The sequence below is a fragment of the Pseudoalteromonas phenolica genome, assembly GCF_001444405.1.
Lineage (GTDB): Bacteria > Pseudomonadota > Gammaproteobacteria > Enterobacterales > Alteromonadaceae > Pseudoalteromonas > Pseudoalteromonas phenolica.
On sequence record NZ_CP013188.1, the window covers coordinates 616,620 to 639,484 of the forward strand.

A 22,865-nucleotide genomic window follows, 5' to 3' on the forward strand; every position below is an offset into this window, starting at 1 on the left:
TAAGGAACATTGAAATGCGTAACCTATCAATATTTATTTTTTGTGTTTTGTTAACAGCCTGTGGTGGTGGCGGGGGAAATAAAAGCGAGCCTGTAAATCCACAGCCAGTAGGTCAAAATAAAGCACCTGAAGTCACTATTTCAGGTGACACAGAAACGTCTGCTCTAACGGCAATTCGATTAAGTACATCAATCTATGACCCTGAAAATGAGGCTGTTACTATAAATTGGACCAGCTCGTTGAGTGGCGTGAACTTTATGGAATCATCTGATACGGGAGTATTAGTGCAATTTCCCGCTGTTACAACTGATCAAGAAGTAACGCTAACTCTTGAAGTGACAGACAGTGCCAATAACAAAGTAAAGAAAACTTTTACAGTTATGGTGAAAGCCACAGATAGCCAAGTTGATATTGATTTACAAAATAACTACGAATTTTTCTCTGGTGATTCAATCAATATCACAGCAAAGTTCTCTTCAAATGAAGAAATTACGGACATTGCATGGCAAACAGATGAGTTAGAGCTTTCTAATATGAAAGTTACTACGCAAGAATCGAATAATAGTGGCTCATCAACGCTTACTTTCACAGCGCCAACATTAACTAGCCAGTATTCTTATACTTTGAACTTTGTTGTAACTACGGATCATGATGAATACCGTAAGCCCTTCGAACTAACTATTTTACCAAAAAGTGACGAAGGTTTGACCGTTAATCTTGACGCAAGTTATGAGCTAAACGAACAAGATTATTTGCTGATAGAGCCTAAAATTCAATCATCTGAGCGCATTGTCTCTTATCAATGGCGCTGGTTGGATACTTCATTAGGAGAACTAACCAATGCCCAAAATAAAACCGTGACTATCAAAGCAAATGAGGTATCTGATGACGCTAGTGCAATATTAATGTTGGATGTTGAAGCGCAAAGTGGCGAGAAAAAGTCAGTCCAAACTGAAGTTAAAGTGAAAAATGTTGTACAAATAGGCAAATTATCGTTATCGGTCAATAGAGTTTATGCTGCGCCAGGGCAAGAAGTGGTGGTGAGCGTTGATACTGATAGTGCTGAGGATATCCAGTCTTTTGAGTGGATCGTAAGTTCAGAGCTAATTACTGATAAAACCGAAACAGCAACAAGCCTCAAAATGATAATTCCAGAGCAGACTAGTTTAGTTGCAAACACATTAGTGACTTATAAAGTGACGTTTAAAGATGGAAGAGAGTTTAGTAAGAATGCGACATTTGACATGCTGAGTAAGTCATCTGTTTCATCAGTTTTAAAGGTAATTGAACCTGAAACAACACCGCAGTTATATAAAAATGAAGAGTTAATATTTACAGCGCAGATACAAGATAATGCGAGCATACTCGACAATATTTCTCTAGATGTGTCAGATGTTACATATGCTGATTTAGAAATAGCTGAGTTGACTTACCTTGGTGATGCGATACAAATTAAGCTTAAGGCAAGTGAGATTAAGTTAGCAGCTAATATGATGCTACGAATTGTGATGCAGGCAGGCACAGTTTCTACGATTGAGTATGTTGATGTGAAATTAAATCGAAGTCATCTGAAGCTATTTACAGGCAGTCGTAAAACTTACCTCTCTGGCAGTGATTATTATGTTTTCGGTTACGCTCAGGACTATTATGGACAAGAAAATCATGATTTGACTTGGTCAACGACTTCATCTGATTTAGAGGTTGAGGTAGTAGACTCTACAGTCGCTAAAGTTACGAATAATTCGACGAGTACATACCCTAAGGTTGTTTTAAATGCCGTCGATAAAGATGGACAAAACATCTCTGAAGATGGGTATAGCAATATGACATCGGTGATCAACAAGACTGGTGAAAAGTACAATTGCTACTTCAGAGTTGATGAGGTGCTTTGTAGAGATAGCAATAACTTTTTATTTAATGTTGGAGAAATAACGGTACCGATTAAACAAGGGATCGCGAGAGGAAACTATTTCTGTTTGTTGAATAACCAAGGCGAGGTTAGCTGTTTTGGTAGTGTCTATGAAAAAGTGACCAGAGTGCCTGAGATGGGTTTAGTATCTGATATTGTCGCGGTCTCAAAAGAAGACGCTTGTGCAAAATTAATCTCTGGCGCGTGGAGTTGTTGGGGTGAAAATGAGTCACATTTCAATGATTTGCTAAAAGATAAAGCGAATGTTGATACTATTGTTTCAACTGAAAAATCGGTTTGCTTGGTTAATAATGGTTACATTGAATGCTATGACTTAAATAATAACCTGATTTATAAAGACCAGAATGCGTTTATTGAAACTATTGAAGTGAGCAGGCTTCTTAAAAGGCTATGTTATAGAACAACTGAACAAAGTTTAAATACATGCCCAACAGAGATTGAGTAAATAATTTAGTATCTAAATGAAGTGAAAAAAGAGCCGACTAGGCTCTTTTTTGTTTTTATTAAGCGCAAACGTCTTTGAACAGTTGCTTTGCTAACTTTTTCAATGTGTCAGGTTCAGGGTGCGTATTCGCAAATGTACGTAAGCCATAAATACCCATTACAAAATATCGTCCTCTACATTCCGCTGAGCGCTCATCAGAAATATCGCCCTCATTTTGTGCGCGAGCAAATTTATCGGTAATTGCTGCCTGCCATGCTTCTAGTTGCTGGCTGATTAAGGTTTGTACTTCACTATCTTGTTCTGCAAGTTCATTAAGTGCCTTTGTGAGCAAGCAGGCTTTACTGGTATCACAGCTTAAACACTCTGCAACAATATGCCCTAAGTAGTCTTCTAGACCTTGTTTACTTGAGTCGCTATTGATGAAGAAAGCACAAAATTCATCGCTTCTATCTTGGTTATATTGCGAAATTGCAGCCAGCAGTAAGCCTCGTTTATTCTCGAAAGCACAGTAAATAGACCCAGGGTGAAGACCCGTTGCTTGCTTGAGATCTTGCATACTGGTTTTAGTGTAACCCTTATTTAAAAAGGCCTGCATGGCAGCTCGAAGTACTGCAACTTTGTCGAATTCGGCACTACGCATTGTATTTGTCTTGAAGTGTTAATGAGACAAGTTTAAATCAATTTGAATGTTTGTTCAAAAAAGTTCTTGAACGATCATTCAAATAGGGCTATCTTGAATAAACGTTCAAGAATATTACTTAAAGAGATATCCCATGACTGACAACCTATTTCAACCATTTGCATTAAACAGCACCATAGAACTAAAGAATCGTATCTTAATGGCACCGCTTACGCGTTGTATGGCCGATGATAATTTGGTACCAACTCAAGCGATGGCTGATTATTATGCTCGTCGAGCAGGTGCAGGCCTCATCATCACAGAGGCAACACAAATTCGTGAAGACGGCCAAGGTTATCCAAATACACCGGGTTTATTTACGCCTGAGCAAATTGATGGTTGGCGCGTTGTCACAGATGCAGTGCATAAAAATGGCGGAAAAATCTTTGCACAAATTTGGCATACAGGGCGAGTATCTCACCCGTATTTTTACAAAGGCGATGAGGTACTTGCGCCAAGTGCTGTAAAGGTTGAAGGTACTGTGCCGAGAATGCGTGAACTTGAATATCAAACGCCAACCCCTATGACGCAAGCTCAGATCCAACAAATGGTTGATGATTTTGCACAAGCTGCATCGAATGCCATTGATGCTGGATTTGATGGTGTAGAGATCCACGGTGCTAATGGCTATCTTGTTGACCAGTTTTTGCATTACTCAAGTAATACCCGTGAAGATGAATTTGGTCAGACTCCAGAGAATATGGCACGTTTTCCACTGCAAGTAGTAGATGCCATCAGTGACCGAATTGGCTCAGATAGAACCGCGTTACGTTTATCTCCTGGGGCATATTTCAATATGGAAGCTGACAGCAGAGACAAAGCTGTGTTTGATTATTTGTTAGATCAATTGTCTGAGCGCCAATTAGCGTATCTGCATGTAGGTATCTTCGACGATGCCATGGAATTCGATTATTTAGGCGGTACTGTGAGTAGATATATCCGCCAAAATTATCCACATACACTGGTGGGTGTGGGTGGCTTTTCGGCAGAGACTGGCAGCCATGCAATAGCTGAAGATAAATTCGATTTACTGGCAATTGGCCGACCTTTCATTGCTAACCCAAATTATGTTGAGCGTGTTCAAGCAGGTGAAACAGTGGTTGAATACTCAGAAGAAATGCTAACACAACTTGTTTAGAGCTGAGGTTTTAGCAAAATAAAAAAGTTTCCGATTTAAAATTCACTTAGACCAAAGTGCTTACTCTTTAGTAAGCACTTTTTTATATTTTTTAATTATTTTCTTTATTTTATCTTTTGTAATTCAAATCGACCGGCAACAGTTAGTCCTGTCACGATTTTACCATCGAATTTAAAAACAAACTCATTGCCAGAAACAGCACTGATGAATTTCGAGGTGTTTTCCGGCACGAGCCTAGACGGCATTACGTCCCCCGGATTTTGAATTGCCACCTTACCTTCGTTCACGCTAATTTTAGAGATGAAGTCGCCGTTATAACCAATGTCAGTAAGTAGCAGGTATTCACCTTTATAGGCGTCTAGTTGTTGGGGGGTTAATGTGACAGGCTGAATGACAGTTTGCTCTAAGAATGCAACATCATAATGCTTAGATAATGTTGCCATAATTTCGTTGTTCAGTGTATTTGCGTTGTCACCGTTGGACATCACGACAAAAGCATCGCCTTTATTTACTAACGCTTTAAAGTCATTTGTGAAACCAAGGTTTTTTCCTCCGTGTCCGAATGCAAGTTGTCCATCAACGTCCATTAATGCAGGGCCTAGGCCCCAATCATTTTTATGTTTGGTAAACATGGCTTGTACGGTTTCTTTTTGCAAAATACCATCTTTCTTACCGTTCATAATGGCTTGCATATGAGCGGCATACTTTAAAATATCAGTTGGGGTTGTCCAAAGACCAGCTGCTGGTTTTTCAGGGTAATCATTGAATACTGCTGAATGCATATTGCCACCACCATCAAATGCAGCGCTGGCTCGTGTCTTAAGATCATTTGGTAATGTATGTGCATAGGTGCTGTTCAGCATCCCCATAGGTTTTAAGATGTTTGCATCGGTAAACTCAGCAAATGTCTGTCCGCTAATTTGCTCAACCAGTAACTGCATAACCGTGTAGCCACCACCAGAATAACGCCATTCAGAACCTGGCGTTAATACAACTTCGACTTTAGCCGTGTTACCTTTACCATCTAAGACATCGATAGTTGAAGGAACGTTATCACCTGTTGAATAGCCGGGGAACCCGTGCACTGATAACCCTGCGGTATGAGTGAGTAGCTGTCTAAGGGTGACAGGTGTTTCTTTAGATAGCTTAGCGCCAGTTAATTGATAACCTTTTAGGTATTTGTTTACATCTTCGTCTAAAGACAGCTTTCCTTGCTCAACTAATTTTAACGCGGCTAATGCACCTATGGGTTTACTAATTGAGCCTGCCTGAAACAACGTATGTTCGCTTACTAGTTGTTTTGTCTTACTGTTAGCTATGCCAAATCCTTTAGCCCAAACAATCTCACCATTTTTTAATACTGCGATGCTTAAACCCGGCACATTCTCTTCAGCCATTCTTTGAATCAAGCTAGTATTAGGTTGTGATTCTCCAGCAATAACAATGCTTTTTTGAATATGTTGCTCGATTGTGTCTGCAGCATGGATTGGTTGGCTAAGCGTGCCTGCGACGAGTACCAAGCTACCAGCAATGGCAATACTAACGGATTTCCTTGTAAACATAACGGTTCCTCAATTATTCGAGATAGGGGAGTTTAATCTTTAAGCTATCAAAGTTGTTGATTGGTGACTACTGAATTGAAATGCTTGTTTACAAATAAAAAAACGGCGAGTCATAAGCTCGCCGTTTTGTTTGGGGGATCTTCGTCAAATAAAAATTTATTGAAAGTACTGAGTCAATGCTTGTTTTAAGTGTTCAGCCATCGCGTCGCGGTGATATTTTCTGACACCATAACTTTGCTCTAGGTGAATAAAGCGTTTTGCTGAAGCATCAGCGCTTTTGTGGCAACTATCTACAGAGCCATTTGAGTGGCGACCTTGCACATTCCACGTACCACCAAGACTTTTTGTATCGTTACCATAAACACAGGCTTTAATTTTGCCACCCGCTTCTACGTTTTTTCTGAGCAGTTGCATAATGCTGTGTTCATCATCGTTGGTTGCGTAGCGCACACCTTCACTTAAGTTAAGCATTAGGTCGTTATCAGTCCCACATTGAGATTGTAATTTGGCGCGAGTTGTAGAGCCGAAACCATGGTATTGAATAAATACGGTAGCGTCATCGTAGTTACTAGCTTGCTCGTGAGCGACTTGAAAATAAGACTCGGTTTGGTGAGCAACGTCACTTGCAGAATAGTTAGTCCCTGTACACTCACTAATATCATGACTGCTGTCGCGTCTTGTACCAGCAAGCATCAGCAATTTGCTCTGCGTATGTAAAAAAGCGTCAATTGATTGGGTTCCTGTGAAAGAGTCGCGCTTTGGGTGAGGTGCTTGAAGAACTGCGTTTAGACCATTTGGGTTTAGCACATATGTACCACCACCTTTAAAATCGCTACTTGGTAGTTGGTTTTTCTCTTGTAATAAGTAGTAAGTATTACCTGTGTCTACATCTGAAAATTGTATGACTAGGTAGTCAATTTGTTGCGCGTATTCTTCTGCCAGCGGCCAGTTTTGTTGATAAAAAGCTTCAAACATTTTTTCGAATGTTAGTTGGTCGTGTGCTGATGGCATCACCCAGCGGTTATCAGCTTTGGTGCCATAGTTATATGACTTTAAATGTCTATCTAATTCACCTGACATGATTGTGAGCGCTTTAGAAGGAAAACTGAAAAAGGTAATTAGAAAAAGTAAGCAAGTGATGATGACATAAAACACGAGAGGACGTGCGCCGTTTGATGTATTGGTTGTTTCAGATCCGAATAAATGCATATTGCACCCCAAATATGTTGAAAACTGACCCAGTACATCCTTGGTAATACTTAAAAAGTATTAGTCTGCTTTTTTAAATTACTAAAGTTGTATTATTAATATCAGGGTTTGCAAAAAAGTACTAGTATGTGGATTTAAAATGAGTAAATAGTATTGGTTTTTAGTGTGCTATGTGGGGCACCATCAAAATGACATGCATAGTCACTTTGATGGAGATGACTTTCAAATTATAGTTGGGCGTGAGGGCCGAATACTTCATAATGAATTCGACTGCTGCAGACCCCCAAGTTTTCTAGCTCGGTTTTAGCAAATCTCATAAACTCAATCGGCCCGCAAATATAGAAGTTACCAGTTTGTTTAGGCAATTCTATTTGCGAAAAATTAATCAATCCATTTGATTGGTTTTGCTCTAACTGAGTCTCTTTCGTTTCTCTTAGCCAAGTATGGTGTGCCCATTGGTTTTGCTCACATATAGTTGCAGTCTGAAGTGCAAACGAATGCTGTTCTTGGTTTTCACACGCATGTAAGAATGTAACAGGGTGTGGGTATTTAATATCAGACTTAAATTCAAGCATAGATTGCATTGGCGTGATGCCAACCCCTGCCGAAATAAGCACAACTGGAGATTGTTTATCTGAGAAATAGAAATCTCCGACAGGAGCATGTAAGTCAACAACATCACCAACATTTAAATGATCGTGCAGGAAGTTTGAAACAATCCCATTATGCTGGCCCAATTCCCGTTTTACCGAGATACGATAGCTGCGCCCATTAGGCTTAGCAGATAGCGAGTATTGACGTATTTCTGTGTGTTCAAAATGCTCACTGCTGATTTCAATACCTAAGTATTGGCCAGGTTTAAAGTCAGCAACGGCTTGCTCATCGACAGGAACGAATACAAAGCTAGTAACCAATTTTGACTCTGGTGTTTTACTTACGAGTCTAAATGCACGTTTGCCTTGCCAACCTCCAAGCTTATTGGCGTTTTCTGTATAAATTGAGTTTTCCTTATTGATAAAAATATCAGCAAGTACGCCATAAGCTGTGGTCCAAGCATCTTCAATTTCTTGAGTGAAGTCTGAACCTAATAATTCTCTAAACGTCTCAATTAAATGCAGACCAACAATGTCATAGTGATGCGCTTGAATATAAAAGCTAGCGTGTTTGTTTGCAATTCGCTCTACTGCACTTTTTAATGCACTTAGGTTGTCTATGTTTTTTGCATAGGCCAATATTGCTTCAAATAATGCGACTTTTTGACGACCAGTATGCTGGTTACTCATGTTGAAAATGTGTTTAAGCTCAGGGTTTTCTCTAAACATACGATTATAGAAATGATCAGTGATGGCACTACCACTTTGTTCAATAATGACTGATGTACTTTTAACAATATCTATGTGCTGTTTGGTTAACATGATTTTCCTCAGGATTAAAAACTTGTGTGACCTAAGTGATAAGCGCCGATACAGCGAACCACATAAGCAACTTTGAATAACGCGCTAAAAATGATTGTTGCGATATGGCTAGCAATCTGAACAGATAAAGAGAAATGTTCTGCTAGTGAAAAACTAATAATGAGCGAGCAGAGCGTCAGTAATAACAAAATCACCATGGCACGGCTGCCGAACTTTAAGCAGTATTGATAAAGGGGTTGCTCTGATAAGGATTTTGGTTGCATAAAGCTTACTCTTAATTAAACGCGACGAGCTATACAAATCAACATTAGTGCCAGTTTTTATCTTATTGATATTATTGGGTTAAATTTAATTTCTTATTGTTTTTTGAGTCATTGTGACCTTGTTGTGAGTGAGTCTTTTTGACTTGTATGTGTGAAATTGTATTGGGCTTTAGTTGGAATCGTTTTCGATTACGCGCTAGACTTTCATTTTGGTTGTTAATCAAGTGTTTAATCTAGAATATGAAAATTGCTTTTTTTGTGTTTTTTGCATTTTTTAGTGCGGCAGCTTTCAGCTCTGCTAACGTGAAGTTTGATGAATTTAAAGTGCAAGCTGAAAGCACTAAATCATCTAAAGAACGGCAGGTTTTGCTTAAAAAAGCGGATGATTTATTAAATAGTAGTCTATTGTCACAAGCGCAAACCGCTTATGTGCTTCATAGAGCTGCTCTTGTGTGTATACGCGAGGGGTGTTTTGATCAAACAATCATTTATTTGGCGAAATTAGAAACCCTACTTGAGTCATTTGAGAGCTTAGAATACTCAGGTAAGTTAAACCTTTCACGCGGAAATATGGCTATTACTCGAGGTAATCATTTCGATGCAGTCCCTTATTTAAAAGCTGCCGCGAACTTTTTTGAGCAAGCTGAGTTACATACTCTATCATCACATGCTAATCGATTTTTAGCTCATGCTTTTCAGCAGTTAAACAAATATTCTGATGCCGTTATCGCATTAGATGCTTCTCTTGATGCCGCTGTAAAAGCAGAAAATGTGCAGCTTGAAATGGCAGTTGCAAGACAGAAAAGTGCCATTTATACCAGCCTAGATTTAGTTGAAAAATCACTAGAGATTCAGTTGCAGCAATTGCAAAAAATTCCATATTTGCCCAAAAAATCTCAAGAATTTTGGATGAGCGACACGCTGTGGGGGTTAGCTGAGAGCTATGCTGCGCTTGAAGAGCATGCAAAAAGCTATGACTACTTTAAGAAGGTTTACGAGTTAGATAAAAGGCTTAATGGAAAGCAAGATCAGGCTGTAACTCTAAGGCGAATGGGTGAACAAAAAGTCGCCTTAAAACAATTTGTTGAAGCTTCTGAGCATTTTAATCTTTCGTTAGAAATATTGAATGAGCTAGATATTCCATTAGCTGTTTTAGATACGCAAACTTACATCAGTGAAATGCATCTTCGCCAAGGAAAACTTCAGTTAGCGAAAGACTCACTAGAAACAATCATTGAGCATTTAGATATAAACAAGAATGTGAAATCATATTCACGAGTAAGTTACCTTTTAATTGATGCTTACTTACAAAGTGAATTGTATGAACAAGCGCACAGTCAACTTAGGTTAATTGAGCGGCTTAAAAGCAATGACATAGCTAAGTATTATGGCTTTTTAGCGCAAGCATTACAGGGGATGGGGGATTTAGCTGGCGCGTTTGAGGCACAAAATCAAATGCACATGGCCTACAAAAATAAAATGAAAGAGCAAGGAAGTTTGAAAACGCTTGTTTTAGCATCAGAATCAGAATATGTCACAGGTCAGTTTGAATTGAAGCAGGCAAAAGCTGAACAAGCCTTGTTAAAAGCTGAGCAAACGCTTACGCATTACATTGGCTTTTCAATTGTCGCCGTGCTTTTGTCTATCATTGGATTTGTTTTAGTCTTTACTCGGCAAAGAAGGGCTCGCCTAGAGCAAGAAGCCAAGCATTTAAATCAAGCATTAGAACTTAAAAAGCAACTGCTTGCTGATGTGTCTCATGAGTTACGTACACCGCTGGCCGTTTTGAAGCTTCATTTAGAGGCGCTTGAGCATAATCTTGTGTCAGACCCTCAAGCAACTTACAAGGTATTAAACCAAAGGTTAGATAACTTAAATCTTTTGATTTCAGATATTTATGAGCTGGCTCAGGCTGATACAGGTACGTTCAACTTAAATTTAGAAAAGCATGATGCGAGTGAGCTATTCGATGACTTAGCTGGGCAAATTGAAGATGTACTTTGCGATCATGATTTGCATCTTGAAGTGAAAAAGTCACCTCTCGATAAAGTTTTACTTGAAGTAGACGCGGCAAGGTTACATCAAGTAGTTGCTAATTTGAGTCGAAATTCTATCCATTACACAGATAAACCTGGGGAAGTGTGCTTTGAAATCTCACATAATGAACAGGTTGTAATTTTGTCTTTCTCGGATTCAAGCCCGGGCGTATCTGAACAAGATTTGCCGCATTTATTTGAACGTTTATTCCGCTGTGATAAGTCGCGAAGTCGTGATCTAGGTGGGTCGGGATTAGGGTTATCTATTTGTGAAAAGGTAGTAGAAGCCCATGGTGGTGAAATTAGTGCTTTTCACAGTGAATTAGGTGGTTTAAAAATAGAAATTACATTACCTAAAGTGTTATAGGGCGCAATTATGCCAATCCTAATAATAGATCGCTGAATTAGGAGGATTGGTATTGTATATTCAATTCTAGATAGTTTTTAAGGTGTTTAATATTTATTCATTCTAACTGTTTTCTAACACGTTTCAGAAAGGGATGTTAATTTAATGTTTCATCAACTGTCTAAGGAGAAGAACGATGAAACTTTCACTTAAAAAGAAAAACCTTAAAACACTTAAACAACCTTTAGCTAATAAACAGTTAGGCGCAGCTGCGACACCTCAGATTGGTGGCGGAGCAAAGCCGATTGATGATGACACATTTACCCATCCGTTCATTTGTACATCGTTTGTTGGTTTTACTTGCTAATCAGAAGGAATTAACATGTTGAAATTAAATAAAAAGAAGTTAAAAAACTTATCTAAAACGCAAAAGCAATTAGATGAAAAGCAAACGCCAGCTGTTGCAGGTGGTGTAACCACCTCTCGAGTATGGTGTGTCACTACCGGTCTTTGTACTGATACACAACTTTGCTAAGCCACATTAAATTTTTTACGTTCTAAATAAAAAAGAGGCTTAGCCTCTTTTTCAAACCATAAACTCCAGTCTTTTAAAACGCTTACAATTAAATCGACAACCTGAGTATTTGTAAATTTATTGTTTATTTTAATAATAATTGCATACAATATATTGCATTCTTGTTAATGTGCTGCTTTAATGTTTTGCGTTTGAGCGAGCTGTTCAAATAAAATACAACAAGTAAGGAAAAATAAATGAAATTAACAAAACTCGCTGTACTGGTAGCTGGCTCATTTTATGGTATGACCGCTTTTGCAATGACTGCACCGCAAATTCAGCAAGCAAATACAATTAATACAGCGCATCACCATCATCACCATGGCGTAGAAAATCAAACGCATGTTGAAAATGCCCCAACTGCTGAATCTCAATATGTTGATCAACCAGTCATGATGCAAATGAATGCATTCTCAATGTCTAATTTACAGGCTGTGGCAGTGTGTAATGTAAATGCGCTTGCTACCACAAATAGCTCGACTTTGATCAATGAAATTAAGTCTCAAGGTGTGCAATGTGTAAACGATTTATTCTCAGCCTCGAGCAATATTCAAGCAACCGCATTTGACTCTAACAATATGTATGCAGTGGCAAATCACGTAAAAACACTGAGCCAAAACTACCAAGGTGGCGGGGATGCTAACATTGAAGCGATGTTCTTGTTCTTGCGAGCGGGTTATTTTGCAGAGTTTTATAACGATCAAGTTACATTTGCGACTTGGGTCACGCCTGCAGTTAAAGGCGCGATAGATGCATTCGTAAATAATAGCCATTTCTATGACGACAATGATGCGCACGGTAAGACCTTATCTGAAGTCATCATTACGATGGATAGCTCAGAGCAGCAAGATGTTTACCTACCTGTTGTAACTCAGTGGCTAAACCGCTGGAACGAAAGCTATGCATCAAAATGGAACATGCGTGGTGCGGTAAATGGCGTTTTCACTTTGCTTTTCCGCGGTCAGTGGAATAACGAATTTAAAGCTAAAATTGGTACTCAAACAGATCTTGTTGCAGCACTGAGAAAGTTCACAACCAGCACATATATGATTAACTCTGATGCTGAGTTTATGTTTGCAAACGCAGCGCGAGAGCTAGGTAGACTTAAGCAATATACAGGTACGGCAATTCAGGCTTCGGTTGATGCAGGGTTAAAAGACATCTTTAGTCGTTATGAAATGGTTGGTTACGGTGATGTCGCTTGGTTAGGTGCAGCAGAAACAGCAAGCTACCATGGTGACTGTAACGATTATGGTATTTGTAACTATGGTGAGCAGCTTGAGAATCAAGTACTTTCACAAACTTATACATGTAGTAGCACGATTAAAATTCGCTCGCAGAATATGACAACGGCCCAGCATCAAGCGGCATGTAGCAAAATGGGCTATGAAGAAGGGTATTTTCATACCAAATTAGATACTAATAATGTGCCTGTTGCTGACGATAACAACATTCAATTACAAGTTAATATTTTTGATTCAAGCACAGATTACGGTAAATATGGCGGCCCAATTTTTGGTATTAATACCAATAATGGCGGTATGTATTTAGAAGGCGATCCTTCAAAGCCAGGTAATATCCCGAACTTCGTTGCATATGAAGCAAGTTATGCGAACCCTGACCACTATGTCTGGAACTTAGAGCATGAATATGTTCACTACCTCGATGGTCGCTTTGACTTATATGGTGATTTTAATGCGCCAACTGAAGCAATTGTGTGGTGGAGTGAAGGTGTTGCTGAATATGTTGCCAATGAAGATAACAACCAAGCAGCAATTGATACTATTAAAGATGGCTCAACCTACACGTTAGGTACAATCTTCAACACAACCTATGATGGCTTTGATCAAGACCGTATTTATCGTTGGGGCTATTTGGCTGTTCGATTTATGTTTGAGCGCCATATTGATGAAGTAAAGCTCATGCTTAACTCGACTCGTACAGGTGATTGGGCGGCGTATAAAGCGCGTTTAAACAATTGGGCAGTTGATTACGATGCCGAATTTACACAGTGGACACAACAACTAGCTAATGGTGGCGGTACAGTAAATGAAGCGCCAGTCGTTGCGATTAACGGCCCTTATACGGCAAACAAAGCTGAGCTTATTAACTTTTCTAGCCAAGGCTCATTTGATAAAGAAAGTAGCATTGCTAGTTATACTTGGAATTTTGGTGATGGCACGTCAAGTTCTGAAGCGAACCCTGCACATAGCTATGCGCAGGCGGGTGAATATACAGTGTCACTGACAGCAACTGACACAGAAGGCGCGAGCAGAACAGAGTCAACAACTGCGACTATTTTAGGTGATACTACGCCAACAAACCAATTGAAAAATGGTGAATCGAAAACCATTTCTGGCGCGCAAGACAGCGTATTAAAATTCACGTTTGTGGTACCTGCAGGAGCAAGTAATCTAAACTTTGCATTAAACGGTGGCACTGGTGATGCCGATCTGTACGTGAAGTTTGGCTCAGAGCCGACCATGTCTGACTATGATTGCCGTCCTTATATCGGCGGTAACAACGAAACATGTGAGATCAGTAATGTACAAGCTGGGACTTACCATGTGATGGTTTATGGTTACAACAGCTTTGATACGTCGATTATGGCGAGCTTCAACGCGGGTTCAGGCTTCAATGTCCCTGATGCGTGTGCGACAAGTGGTCCTGTAACAGGTGGTCGTTTATATGACGGTCAAGTGAGATGTCTAGCTGAGCAAGACACAATCTGGTTAAGCTTAGAAAATGTGAGCGGCCAAAACAGCATCGCAATCACAACAGCAAATGGTTCGGGCGATTTAAGCCTTGAATATAGCAACCAAGGCTGGCCTACCAGCACAAATGTAGACGCTTCTTCTACCAATAGTGGGAATGGTGAGTGTATTTATATAAACAACCAAAGCCAATATTGGGGTTACCTGAAAGTATCGGGTAATGCAAAAGGGGCTTCTATTGTGGTTGATTACAACACACCAGGTTGTCGTTAAAAAAGTTTTAAAGATAGGAAGTTCTTTCTTGTTTTTATAAACAACCCCCAGAGTGAAAGGCCAAAACCATCTTAGGTTTTGGCCTTTTTATTGAACGATTACATTAATTTACAAACAAGATCAGAATGAAACTAAAAAGTGATGCTACAGGCTTTGCAGAAATATGATTTGGAGTCAGAATAGAAACACTTATTTAAACTAGAAAGGATGCATCTATGAAACGCAGTACCATATTTACTTCAGCTTTTCTTGCCTTATTAATTGTAGGTTGTAGTAATGATGAAGAACCTGATAACCCTTGTGGAAGTTTTAGTAATCCTGAGTATGTTATTAATGATTATACTCTGAGTGTATTTAATTCGGATCTGAGAGGTGAGCATGTTAGTGGAGATGTTTATGAAAGTGTTGACGCCATTGACTTTAAGAACTTTATTATAAAACTTGAGATAGAGAAAAATTCGCTCGCTAAACGATTTGATTCAGTCTTTGACTTTTCACTTATGGGTAAAGCATATGCATGCTCACCTGTGTTACCTTTCACAGAGCAGCGCATTTCGAGTATTAAAATTACTTCTAGTGCCGCTTTCAATGATGATTTACCCGCAGGAAGCAGTTTGAATGATGTTTTTGATGTGGTGTACCTAGATTACGTACCTACTCCTTATTACAGTGAAAAAAATGGCGATGTAGACTATTTTTCTGTGGCAGAGTTCATTGCGCAGCCAGACAATATGCCTGCTGAAATCACCCAATTGGCGCTCAATACAGAACCCAAATATAAACAAAATCATATTTTCTATATAGAAATTAATTTTCACTCAGGAGAGCAATTCTTATTGGAGTCTAGAGAGATTAGTTTTAATCAATAAGCATGATGAGTTGTGGCACCTTGTATTCATATAGCTTGGCATGCGTTAAAAAGATGACTATAAACGACTTTTGATTTCTCTGGTCTAGTACTCAATTCGTTTTTGGTTGAATATTTATAGACCAAACTTGATTAGTGTTACTTCTAAATAAATAGGAGTAACACTATGCACATACCAAAAAATCAAAAAATGTCCGACGCTGTTGCCGTCCAATTTATCCATGACTTTGGCTTTGGTTGCTTAGTCTCAGATGATCTAGTTGGCTCACACCTACCATTTATTTTCAATGAAGATAGCAACACACTTCTCACACATTTAGCCAAAGCAAATCCACACCACAAAATCTTAGATGCAAAAGAAGTGCTGATTATCTTTTCAGGGCCTCATGCATATATTTCACCCAGTTGGTATGAAAAAGGGCCTGCCGTACCGACATGGAACTATGCTGCGGTACACGTTAAAGGAAGAGTAAAACTTCTCGATGGGCAAGAGACGATGTCTGTAGTGACTCAAACAGTTGAAAAATACGAAGCGGACTTATTCAATCAAGTTGATATTTATAATCATGAATTTAATGCGCGTTTGTCTAGAGCTATCATTGGTGTTGAAATAGAAATTTTAAGCATTGAAGGTAAGTTAAAGCTAGGGCAGCATCGAAGTGTTAACGACCAACAAGGTGTTTTTGATGGTTTATATTCAAAAGACCATGAGTCTCAGATGCTTGCACAGTACATGAAGAAAATAAATGTCGGTATTGGTTGTATAGAGGCAAGTTAAATGTACAGCTTATTTTGGTTTGGCAGCTTCACATATAATTTATAGAGCGATCATAAGGGTTTATGTTTTCAGGCCATTTGAACAGAGTTTTGATTTATCATTCACCCACTTAATTTATGGTTTCTAGGCACTTTGTAGGTATTAGGTTGTACTCTATATTCAACTGAAAGGCTGGAGATTAATTCTCAAGGAAGATTAAAGTTCAACCTTATGATTTATAAGCATTAATGTTTGACGGTGAAAATGTTATTAAGTATCCTCGCTTGGGATTTAATTTTTACTTATAAAACTCTCAAAGGATATGTTTTGAAATACCTATTTATTATAATTTCTATAGCCGTTTTGGCTGCTTGCTCCAATCATGACGCATCAAGCGACGCTTCAATTAATAAGCCACCTAAAAAAATACCAATAAAAGAAACCGTTTTTGGTTATGAAATAAATGATCCATATCGTTGGATGGAAAAAGAAGAAGATGGACTGAAAGCTTGGATGTTAAGTTCAGCTAAACAAACAGATGAACTGCTTGGGTCTCAAGTCGGTAGACACCGTTTGGAAGAGGCGACTGCAAAGCTATTTAGCGCACAATCTAGTTTCTCTCAAGCCAAGTTGTCAGGCGATAAACTTTTTTATTTGCATAAGATGCCTAGTGACTCCGTAGCAAAATTATATGTTCGCATAAAAGGAGAAGAGCGCTTAATTGTCGATCCTGCTAAGTACAACAATAATGATGGCAGTTCGGCAGCAATACATAGTTATTCTGTTTCTCCAAGCGGTAAATATATTGCTTTTCACATTTCTCCAGACGGTTCTGAAGTTGGTACAGTAAGAATTATTGACACAGATTCTTTGCGAATCTTAGACACAGAAGTATCTCCTGTATGGGGTGAGTTTGTTGCTAGTTGGAAAAGCGACACAGAATTTTCTATCACTAAAATGACATATGCAATAGACAACGATCCCATTCAAGGCATGGTTGTTGAGAATGTTAAATTAGGAAGCGATGAGCGTAATCTGGAACTAGGGTTTGGAATAGACAACGGGGCTAATTTTAATTCTGCTGAATTTCCTGTTGTAATTTACCCTAAAAATAGCCGTTGGGTATTAGGTTGGGGCACTGGAGCTAGACCTGATCAAAGAGTGTTAATTAAAGAGCAAGGTAAGTCAGAATGGAAGATTGTAGCTGACTATAAAGATAGAATAACGAGCAGTGCGCTAATTGGTAATGACTTGTATGTTCTATCTAAGAAAACGGCACCTGATGGCGAGGTATTGAAACTTGATTTAAATAAGTCACAAAACCTCAATGATGCTACGCCAGTTTTAGAGGAAGGTGATGAAGTCATCACTTCAATTACTGCAGTAAATGGTGGTTTGTTTGTTGTCAGCATGAAAGATGGCTTTGATAGCGTAAGCTTCATTGATCTCAGCAAAAAGATCACTGATATTTCTCTTCCATTTGATGGCGTAGTTACATCTCTTTCAAGTGACAACGCTTCAGACGCAATTATATTTTCTGTTGAGAATCCAATGCATTCTCGAGAATACTTCAAATACAACTCTGGTAATATAACTTCTCTAGGCTTGAATAGCGCTACACATGAGCTTCCCGCTGGCTTTAAAGTTTTGAGAGAGCATGCCAAGAGTGCGGATGGTACTTTAGTTCCGATAACAATATTTGGCAAATCTTCGGACTTAAAAGACCCATCTCCAACAATTTTATTTGCCTATGGTGGTTACGGTACCCCCATTAAGCCTAATTATCGTCCAAGGATGTTCCCATTCAATGAAGAGGGTGGTATTTGGGTAAATTGTCATGTCAGAGGAGGAGGTGAAAAAGGCCGGACTTGGCATGAGATGGGAAGAGGCAAGAATAAACCAAATGGCCATGCTGATTTCATCGCTTGTGCTGAGCATTTGGTGAAAACAGGTAGAACGGAACCAAAGTTATTAGGCGCATATGGCGTAAGTATGGGAGGGGTTTTAGTTGCTCCCGCAGTTTTAAAGCGACCTGATCTGTTCGGCCATGCAGCGCTATCAGTTGCAATTCTTAACCCGACAAGAATTTTACAGTCTAAGAATGGTGCAAACCAAATTGGTGAATTAGGTGACCCTAGAAATGAAGAGGGTTTTAAAACGATACTCGCAATGGACGCTTATGAAATGCTTGATGATGTGAGTGCTTTGTCAGATATCTACCTTGATGTAGGTCTTAATGACAAAAGGGTTGATTATTGGCATACAGCAAAATTTGCTGCAAAGTATCTATCATCAGAGCATTCAGGAATGCTATTGATTAGAGCTGACGATAAAATAGGTCATGGCGCTGGATCAAGCACTCAGCAAAACATTAGGCGTTATGTTGACCTTTACAGCTTTATGCTTAATAGATCTGGGCACCCTGACTTCCAGTCTCAAAACTAGTTAAAAACTGAGTTTGTGATGTAGTTATAATGATTTTAAATAGGAGGGAAACCTCCTATTTTCTGATTATGTCACGTTTATTGCTGATTGAAAGTGTCGGCCATAAGAGTAGCAGTCGCCATCAAACACTACATCATGAGACTATTTAGTAAAGTTTAAGACTTAGATAAAAAAGGCGCCTTAGCGCCTTTTTTAATCTTTCTTATGCAGTAACTTAACAATGGCCTTAAAGTTACGTTTAGACTTTTCTGAGCGAAGTGCCTGTCTAAGTGTTTGTTTAATACCTTCGTTATTAGGCTGTTTGGCTAATGCATTAATCGCCGCATAACGAACTGCGTCGTCATTGTCGTTTACCGCTAGATTAAGCACCGAGTCACTGGTTTTTGGCTTCATATCATAATTACCAAGTGCTGAAAGTAAGGCTTTGGTGTTTCTACCAGAGTGAGTATTAAAATGCTTTTCAAGGTTTTGATAAGCCGAATCGCTTTGCATCATACCTAGCGCTCTGATAGATGCTTTTTCGACTCGTGGGCTGCTATCAGTTAAGTAGTCTTCAATCAGTTCAACGTGTTGTTCATCGCGACTATTACCAAGCGCCGTGATTAAGTCGGCCGTTTTACCTTCACTTTCACTGAGCGTGATGTGTTCAACAATCGCTTGGCTAAGTTGCTGTGCTGTCGTTGAGCCAATTCGATTATTTAGTAGAATGCCCAGTGTCATGTAGAAGCTTGAACTCACTTCTTGATCAACACTTAAAAAGCCATCATTCAAGAGACTTAAAAGCGTGTCGGTTGCTTGTTGAGAAAGAGGTTGGTGTCCTTGTGTAAGCGCGCGCAGGGCTCTAAATTGAGTTTGCGGCTGCTTTTCAGTGCCTACCAATAAACCACTTAATAACACTTGGCTTGACGGGGTATCGAGTTGTCCAAGTGCATTAAATAAGCGCATTTGGGCATTATCTGAAATCTGATTAGTTAAGATAACGCCTCTTAACTCACCAATAACGGCATCGTATTTTTTCAGTAACAAGGCCAGAGTATGTGCATCAATCTGAGTAATATCTTGCTCAGTAACAAAAGCGAGTAATTCTTTCTTTAACTTGTCTTTTTCGGCTTGAGTTAACTCAACGTGAGTACTTTGCCAAAGTGATAAATCATCAGACATTGAGAAAAGGGCTGTTTCAAAAGGTTGCTTGAGCTTTTTAACGCTGAAGCTTTGCTCAGATGTAAAAGTGAGATCTGCACCCACTAAGTTCAACTTTTCTATGCCATCACGGGAATCTAAAAAACACTCTGAGGGCGTGATTTGTTGATCTGACTTTTCCACCTCAATATGAGAAAAAGCATTTAATGCCTGCTTATTTTTGTGCTCATAATTCACTTTGACAAAGCTTAAGGCATTTTCTTTTTGCTGATAATTAACACGGTACTCACCGAGCGTATCGGTTTCATTGGTAATTTTAGATAAGTTCTTTTGATACTGTAAGTAATAAGCAAGACCTTTAAGTTGATCTTGAGACTGGGTATCTAAAGTATCAGCGAAATAAAATTCGGTGATAAGGCCCTGTTCATTGAGTTTAAATGCAAAAGGCCGTTCGTAATTTGGTAAAGGCATCGATAGCTGCCCTTGCACCGTTTTGACTTTATCAGCCTTAATCGCCCACCAATTTTTTTCATCTTCTTTTTTGACTGAAATAACAGACAACTTACCTTGGATCTCAATATCAGTTTGCTGAGCTGGGCTGTTAAGCTTGGTGTAATTAAAACTGGTGAAAGACTTTATGTTGAAGTCAAATTGAGGTTGGCAAAAAGCGCTTGCCTGGCTTTGAAAGCTTGCTAGCGCCACCAAGGGCGCAGCAAGCAAATTTAATCGACATGATAGGATCATAGTTCGATTTCGTCCTCTTTCGAGTAAAGTGTCCAAGACTTATTGTAAACACTGTTTGTTTGATATAACCAAAGGTCATATTTAGTGGTCTTTTTACCGCACGGGTATGGGATACCCCATTTCTTACACCACTTAACACCAACCGTTTCAGCATATAGGCCAAACTTACCTGAGATCACATCAAGGTCATTTTTCAGCTCAATACCATAATAAATATGTGGCTTGTTATTACCTGTGCTGACCAGTGCAAAACCTGCATTAGACTCTAATGAGAAGGTATTGTCGATTAGCGTTAGAACAGCTTGTACACCAGCAGATACTAGACCTAAGTTAACACCACCACGGCCAAATGCACCGAAGTCAACGTGGAATAAGTCACCTTCGGCGTATAATTCAGCGTTGTAGCCTACAGTTAGTTCAAAACCTAAACTTCCGTTTACGCCAGCTTCAACACTCATAGGAACGGGACCGATAGTAAAGCGTGCTTGCGCAAGTACTTTCTCTTCTTCCCATTTCTTTTCCCACGCTTTTTCATATTTAGCGACGTATTTTTCATCTTCAAAAACAACATTATTGAAAATGATCATTTCTGACGCATAGCCTGTGTTATTACCGCTTACATAAGCGCTACCATCATAAGAAATGCTAAATAGCGTGTTCTTAGCATTGAAGAAGTAGGCTTCAACGATGCCTTCACCAGTTACACGGCCACCAATATCTCCAGTAGGTACAATGAATAATTGGCCATTTAAATCAACACCGACACTGAATTTTGACTTATCGCCGTAAGACTTATCGAACGATTTTTCAAGCTTAATGTTCGCTAAACCAACGGCATATTGTGGACTGCGCTTAGCAAACCCTTCAGATGAATCAGCTTCTTCACCTGTGTAGAAATAAAGCGGGATTTGCGTCTCAATCACGTTGTTATCAGTGATCGTTTCAGCATTTTCAGCAAGATCAGTTAAGATGAAGCGAACTTGCAAGTTTTGTTCTTGCGTTGCATCGTGCTCGTCATGAATACGTTGTAGCAAGTCATCTTCTAGTGCAATGTCAAAGCCTATATGCTCGTCATGTAAACCAGCAGTGAAGTTATGTAAGATCACATCTTCATACCCCTGGTTTTGAGCATTCCAGAAATGGGTTGCTTCCCAGTTGCCGTTAACCATAACTTCGGCTTTGATACTAGTAGAACCAAGTTCAGCGCCTTCATAATCAGCGACAATAAAACCTACTAGATCAGAGTGGTGATGGCTTGTGCCATTGTCAGTTGTTGGTGCATCTAAGATTAACGCTTCTTGACCAAACTCGGCACTCAGTAATTTATAGTCATGCGTTTCTAAGACACGAACATGTACGTCAGCGAAAGGAAATTCACCATCTGCAAATGGTTCGTGATCCACAGAAGGATGGTTATCATCTTCAATGTCTTCAGCATGATCATCGTGCGGGTCAATTTGCGCGATAATGTGGTAATGACCGCCAATCAGGTCGTTAGGAATAGTAATTTCAGTCTCGAAACTGTGGCTACCTTCAGACACTTGAGAAAGTTCTAATGCGCCAACTTTATGAACTTCGTCGATTTCTACTTCATCACCGGTTTCTTCATCGAGCTCTGCGGCATGAATTAAGTAAAAATGCACATCGACGTCTACGCTATTGAAACCTGCAATTTCAACATCATAGTAAGTTTTTACAGTTTGGTTCGGCTCTAATGTATCTAGTGGGCCAGTTGAGATATTTGTAACAGCAATATTGCTTGGTGTGTCATTGCTACCCAGCTCACAACCTGAAAGTACAGTAAGCATGGCGCCAGCAATTAAAGAAGTCGTAAAACGACGCATAATTGATTCCCTAGTATGAAGTTTTCCAATAATTTATTCTACGGAGCAATTATGGATAAAAAATGAATTAACGTAAAGTTAACATTCAAGTGTTTTCAGAAATTGAATATAAAATGAGTAAGCACCAAAGTGTCACTCATTTTATATTCGAGTTAACTCTTAAATATATAGTTTAAGATTTCGACTTCGATTTAGATTTTTTACCTTCACTTGGAGGTGGAAGAATAATAATAGGCTGGTAATTTGTCGTTGTTGTTGTCAATTCACCTTTAACAATCTTTAGTATTTCTTCAAGCCCTTGCATAGGATGGTATAGGCAATCTTTCACTTCCTGCTTCAATTCATACTTTTTTTCAAATTTTTTGAAAAATTTTTCAGGGTCGTCTGAAAACGCTTTACAGCTTTCAGGATTATTCATAATTTCATTTAAAAAATGCAAAGTTGGTGATAGTAATGTTTCTTTTGACATTATAATTTCCTTGT

The 22,865-nt window shown here is 39.1% G+C and carries 17 protein-coding genes; 9 read left to right on the forward strand and 8 right to left on the reverse strand.

Annotation, left to right across the window (positions count from 1 at the left end; all coding sequences use genetic code 11):
• The first annotated feature begins 14 nt into the window (after positions 1–14).
• Entirely contained in the window at positions 15–2,375 is a 2,361-nt protein-coding gene (locus PP2015_RS19835) for a type III PLP-dependent enzyme domain-containing protein (RefSeq protein WP_058032223.1), read from the forward strand.
• A 58-nt stretch (positions 2,376–2,433) separates the two neighbouring features.
• On the opposite strand, the gene PP2015_RS19840 is transcribed toward PP2015_RS19835, so the two are convergent.
• Complete coding sequence (locus PP2015_RS19840; RefSeq protein ID WP_058032224.1) at positions 2,434–3,015, reverse strand: TetR/AcrR family transcriptional regulator; 582 nt, start codon at positions 3,013–3,015, stop codon at positions 2,434–2,436.
• Between the two features lie 133 nt (positions 3,016–3,148).
• On the opposite strand from PP2015_RS19840, the gene PP2015_RS19845 reads away from it, so the two are divergent.
• Positions 3,149–4,192 (forward strand): alkene reductase, encoded by a 1,044-nt coding sequence (locus tag PP2015_RS19845; protein WP_058032225.1) that lies wholly within the window; start codon positions 3,149–3,151, stop codon positions 4,190–4,192.
• 104 nt (positions 4,193–4,296) lie between these two features.
• Here the strand turns inward: PP2015_RS19845 and PP2015_RS19850 are convergent, their stop codons facing one another.
• The 4 genes from PP2015_RS19850 to PP2015_RS19865 all read right to left on the reverse strand — a co-directional run bounded on the left by PP2015_RS19850 (position 4,297) and on the right by PP2015_RS19865 (position 8,641).
• Positions 4,297–5,754 carry a serine hydrolase domain-containing protein gene (locus PP2015_RS19850; protein ID WP_058032226.1) on the reverse strand — a complete coding sequence of 486 codons (1,458 nt, stop codon included), beginning with the start codon at positions 5,752–5,754 and terminating at the stop codon, positions 4,297–4,299.
• A gap of 156 nt (positions 5,755–5,910) precedes the next feature.
• Positions 5,911–6,963 (reverse strand): hypothetical protein, encoded by a 1,053-nt coding sequence (locus PP2015_RS19855; RefSeq protein WP_058032227.1) that lies wholly within the window; start codon positions 6,961–6,963, stop codon positions 5,911–5,913.
• 227 nt (positions 6,964–7,190) lie between these two features.
• The gene (hmpA, locus tag PP2015_RS19860; protein WP_058032228.1) at positions 7,191–8,378 is read right to left on the reverse strand and encodes an NO-inducible flavohemoprotein; all 1,188 of its coding nucleotides are present in this window, start codon (positions 8,376–8,378) and stop codon (positions 7,191–7,193) included.
• Between the two features lie 14 nt (positions 8,379–8,392).
• Entirely contained in the window at positions 8,393–8,641 is a 249-nt protein-coding gene (locus PP2015_RS19865; protein ID WP_058032229.1) for a hypothetical protein, read from the reverse strand.
• A gap of 240 nt (positions 8,642–8,881) precedes the next feature.
• Between PP2015_RS19865 and PP2015_RS19870 the strand changes: the two genes are divergently transcribed.
• The 7 genes from PP2015_RS19870 (at position 8,882) to PP2015_RS19890 (ending at position 18,654) form a co-directional block, all read left to right on the forward strand.
• Positions 8,882–11,044, forward strand: a complete 2,163-nt coding sequence (locus PP2015_RS19870) for an ATP-binding protein (RefSeq protein WP_058032230.1) — start codon at positions 8,882–8,884, stop codon at positions 11,042–11,044.
• A 175-nt stretch (positions 11,045–11,219) separates the two neighbouring features.
• Positions 11,220–11,390 carry a hypothetical protein gene (locus PP2015_RS21980; protein WP_157599122.1) on the forward strand — a complete coding sequence of 57 codons (171 nt, stop codon included), beginning with the start codon at positions 11,220–11,222 and terminating at the stop codon, positions 11,388–11,390.
• A 15-nt stretch (positions 11,391–11,405) separates the two neighbouring features.
• Positions 11,406–11,558 (forward strand): hypothetical protein, encoded by a 153-nt coding sequence (locus PP2015_RS21985; RefSeq protein ID WP_157599123.1) that lies wholly within the window; start codon positions 11,406–11,408, stop codon positions 11,556–11,558.
• A 236-nt stretch (positions 11,559–11,794) separates the two neighbouring features.
• Complete coding sequence (locus tag PP2015_RS19875; RefSeq protein ID WP_058032231.1) at positions 11,795–14,584, forward strand: collagenase; 2,790 nt, start codon at positions 11,795–11,797, stop codon at positions 14,582–14,584.
• A gap of 215 nt (positions 14,585–14,799) precedes the next feature.
• A complete protein-coding gene (locus PP2015_RS19880; protein WP_058032232.1) occupies positions 14,800–15,453 on the forward strand; it encodes a DUF5034 domain-containing protein in 654 nt (217 codons plus the stop codon).
• 165 nt (positions 15,454–15,618) lie between these two features.
• Complete coding sequence (locus tag PP2015_RS19885; protein WP_058032233.1) at positions 15,619–16,230, forward strand: FMN-binding negative transcriptional regulator; 612 nt, start codon at positions 15,619–15,621, stop codon at positions 16,228–16,230.
• 243 nt (positions 16,231–16,473) lie between these two features.
• Positions 16,474–18,654: a prolyl oligopeptidase family serine peptidase gene (locus PP2015_RS19890; RefSeq protein ID WP_058032234.1), complete on the forward strand. Its 2,181-nt coding sequence runs from the start codon at positions 16,474–16,476 to the stop codon at positions 18,652–18,654.
• Positions 18,655–18,846: 192 nt separating this feature from the next.
• On the opposite strand, the gene PP2015_RS19895 is transcribed toward PP2015_RS19890, so the two are convergent.
• The 3 genes from PP2015_RS19895 to PP2015_RS19905 form a co-directional block, all read right to left on the reverse strand.
• Complete coding sequence (locus PP2015_RS19895) at positions 18,847–20,538, reverse strand: HEAT repeat domain-containing protein (RefSeq protein WP_058032235.1); 1,692 nt, start codon at positions 20,536–20,538, stop codon at positions 18,847–18,849.
• On the reverse strand, positions 20,535–22,382 hold the full coding sequence (locus PP2015_RS19900) for a hypothetical protein (protein WP_058032236.1): 1,848 nt from the start codon (positions 22,380–22,382) through the stop codon (positions 20,535–20,537). Before PP2015_RS19900 ends, PP2015_RS19895 begins: the two co-directional genes overlap by 4 nt.
• Positions 22,383–22,554: 172 nt before the next feature.
• Positions 22,555–22,851, reverse strand: coding sequence for a hypothetical protein (locus PP2015_RS19905; protein WP_058032237.1), 297 nt, complete (start codon positions 22,849–22,851; stop codon positions 22,555–22,557).
• Positions 22,852–22,865: the final 14 nt, after the last annotated feature.

Bases quoted from the DNA above. Each gene is read 5' to 3' on its own strand.
- PP2015_RS19835 (WP_058032223.1), top strand. From the start codon at position 15: ATGCGTAACCTATCAATATTTATTTTTTGTGTTTTGTTAACAGCCTGT.
- PP2015_RS19840 (WP_058032224.1), bottom strand. From the start codon at position 3,015: ATGCGTAGTGCCGAATTCGACAAAGTTGCAGTACTTCGAGCTGCCATG.
- PP2015_RS19845 (WP_058032225.1), top strand. From the start codon at position 3,149: ATGACTGACAACCTATTTCAACCATTTGCATTAAACAGCACCATAGAA.
- PP2015_RS19850 (WP_058032226.1), bottom strand. From the start codon at position 5,754: ATGTTTACAAGGAAATCCGTTAGTATTGCCATTGCTGGTAGCTTGGTA.
- PP2015_RS19855 (WP_058032227.1), bottom strand. From the start codon at position 6,963: ATGCATTTATTCGGATCTGAAACAACCAATACATCAAACGGCGCACGT.
- hmpA (WP_058032228.1), bottom strand. From the start codon at position 8,378: ATGTTAACCAAACAGCACATAGATATTGTTAAAAGTACATCAGTCATT.
- PP2015_RS19865 (WP_058032229.1), bottom strand. From the start codon at position 8,641: ATGCAACCAAAATCCTTATCAGAGCAACCCCTTTATCAATACTGCTTA.
- PP2015_RS19870 (WP_058032230.1), top strand. From the start codon at position 8,882: ATGAAAATTGCTTTTTTTGTGTTTTTTGCATTTTTTAGTGCGGCAGCT.
- PP2015_RS21980 (WP_157599122.1), top strand. From the start codon at position 11,220: ATGAAACTTTCACTTAAAAAGAAAAACCTTAAAACACTTAAACAACCT.
- PP2015_RS21985 (WP_157599123.1), top strand. From the start codon at position 11,406: ATGTTGAAATTAAATAAAAAGAAGTTAAAAAACTTATCTAAAACGCAA.
- PP2015_RS19875 (WP_058032231.1), top strand. From the start codon at position 11,795: ATGAAATTAACAAAACTCGCTGTACTGGTAGCTGGCTCATTTTATGGT.
- PP2015_RS19880 (WP_058032232.1), top strand. From the start codon at position 14,800: ATGAAACGCAGTACCATATTTACTTCAGCTTTTCTTGCCTTATTAATT.
- PP2015_RS19885 (WP_058032233.1), top strand. From the start codon at position 15,619: ATGCACATACCAAAAAATCAAAAAATGTCCGACGCTGTTGCCGTCCAA.
- PP2015_RS19890 (WP_058032234.1), top strand. From the start codon at position 16,474: ATGTTATTAAGTATCCTCGCTTGGGATTTAATTTTTACTTATAAAACT.
- PP2015_RS19895 (WP_058032235.1), bottom strand. From the start codon at position 20,538: ATGATCCTATCATGTCGATTAAATTTGCTTGCTGCGCCCTTGGTGGCG.
- PP2015_RS19900 (WP_058032236.1), bottom strand. From the start codon at position 22,382: ATGCGTCGTTTTACGACTTCTTTAATTGCTGGCGCCATGCTTACTGTA.
- PP2015_RS19905 (WP_058032237.1), bottom strand. From the start codon at position 22,851: ATGTCAAAAGAAACATTACTATCACCAACTTTGCATTTTTTAAATGAA.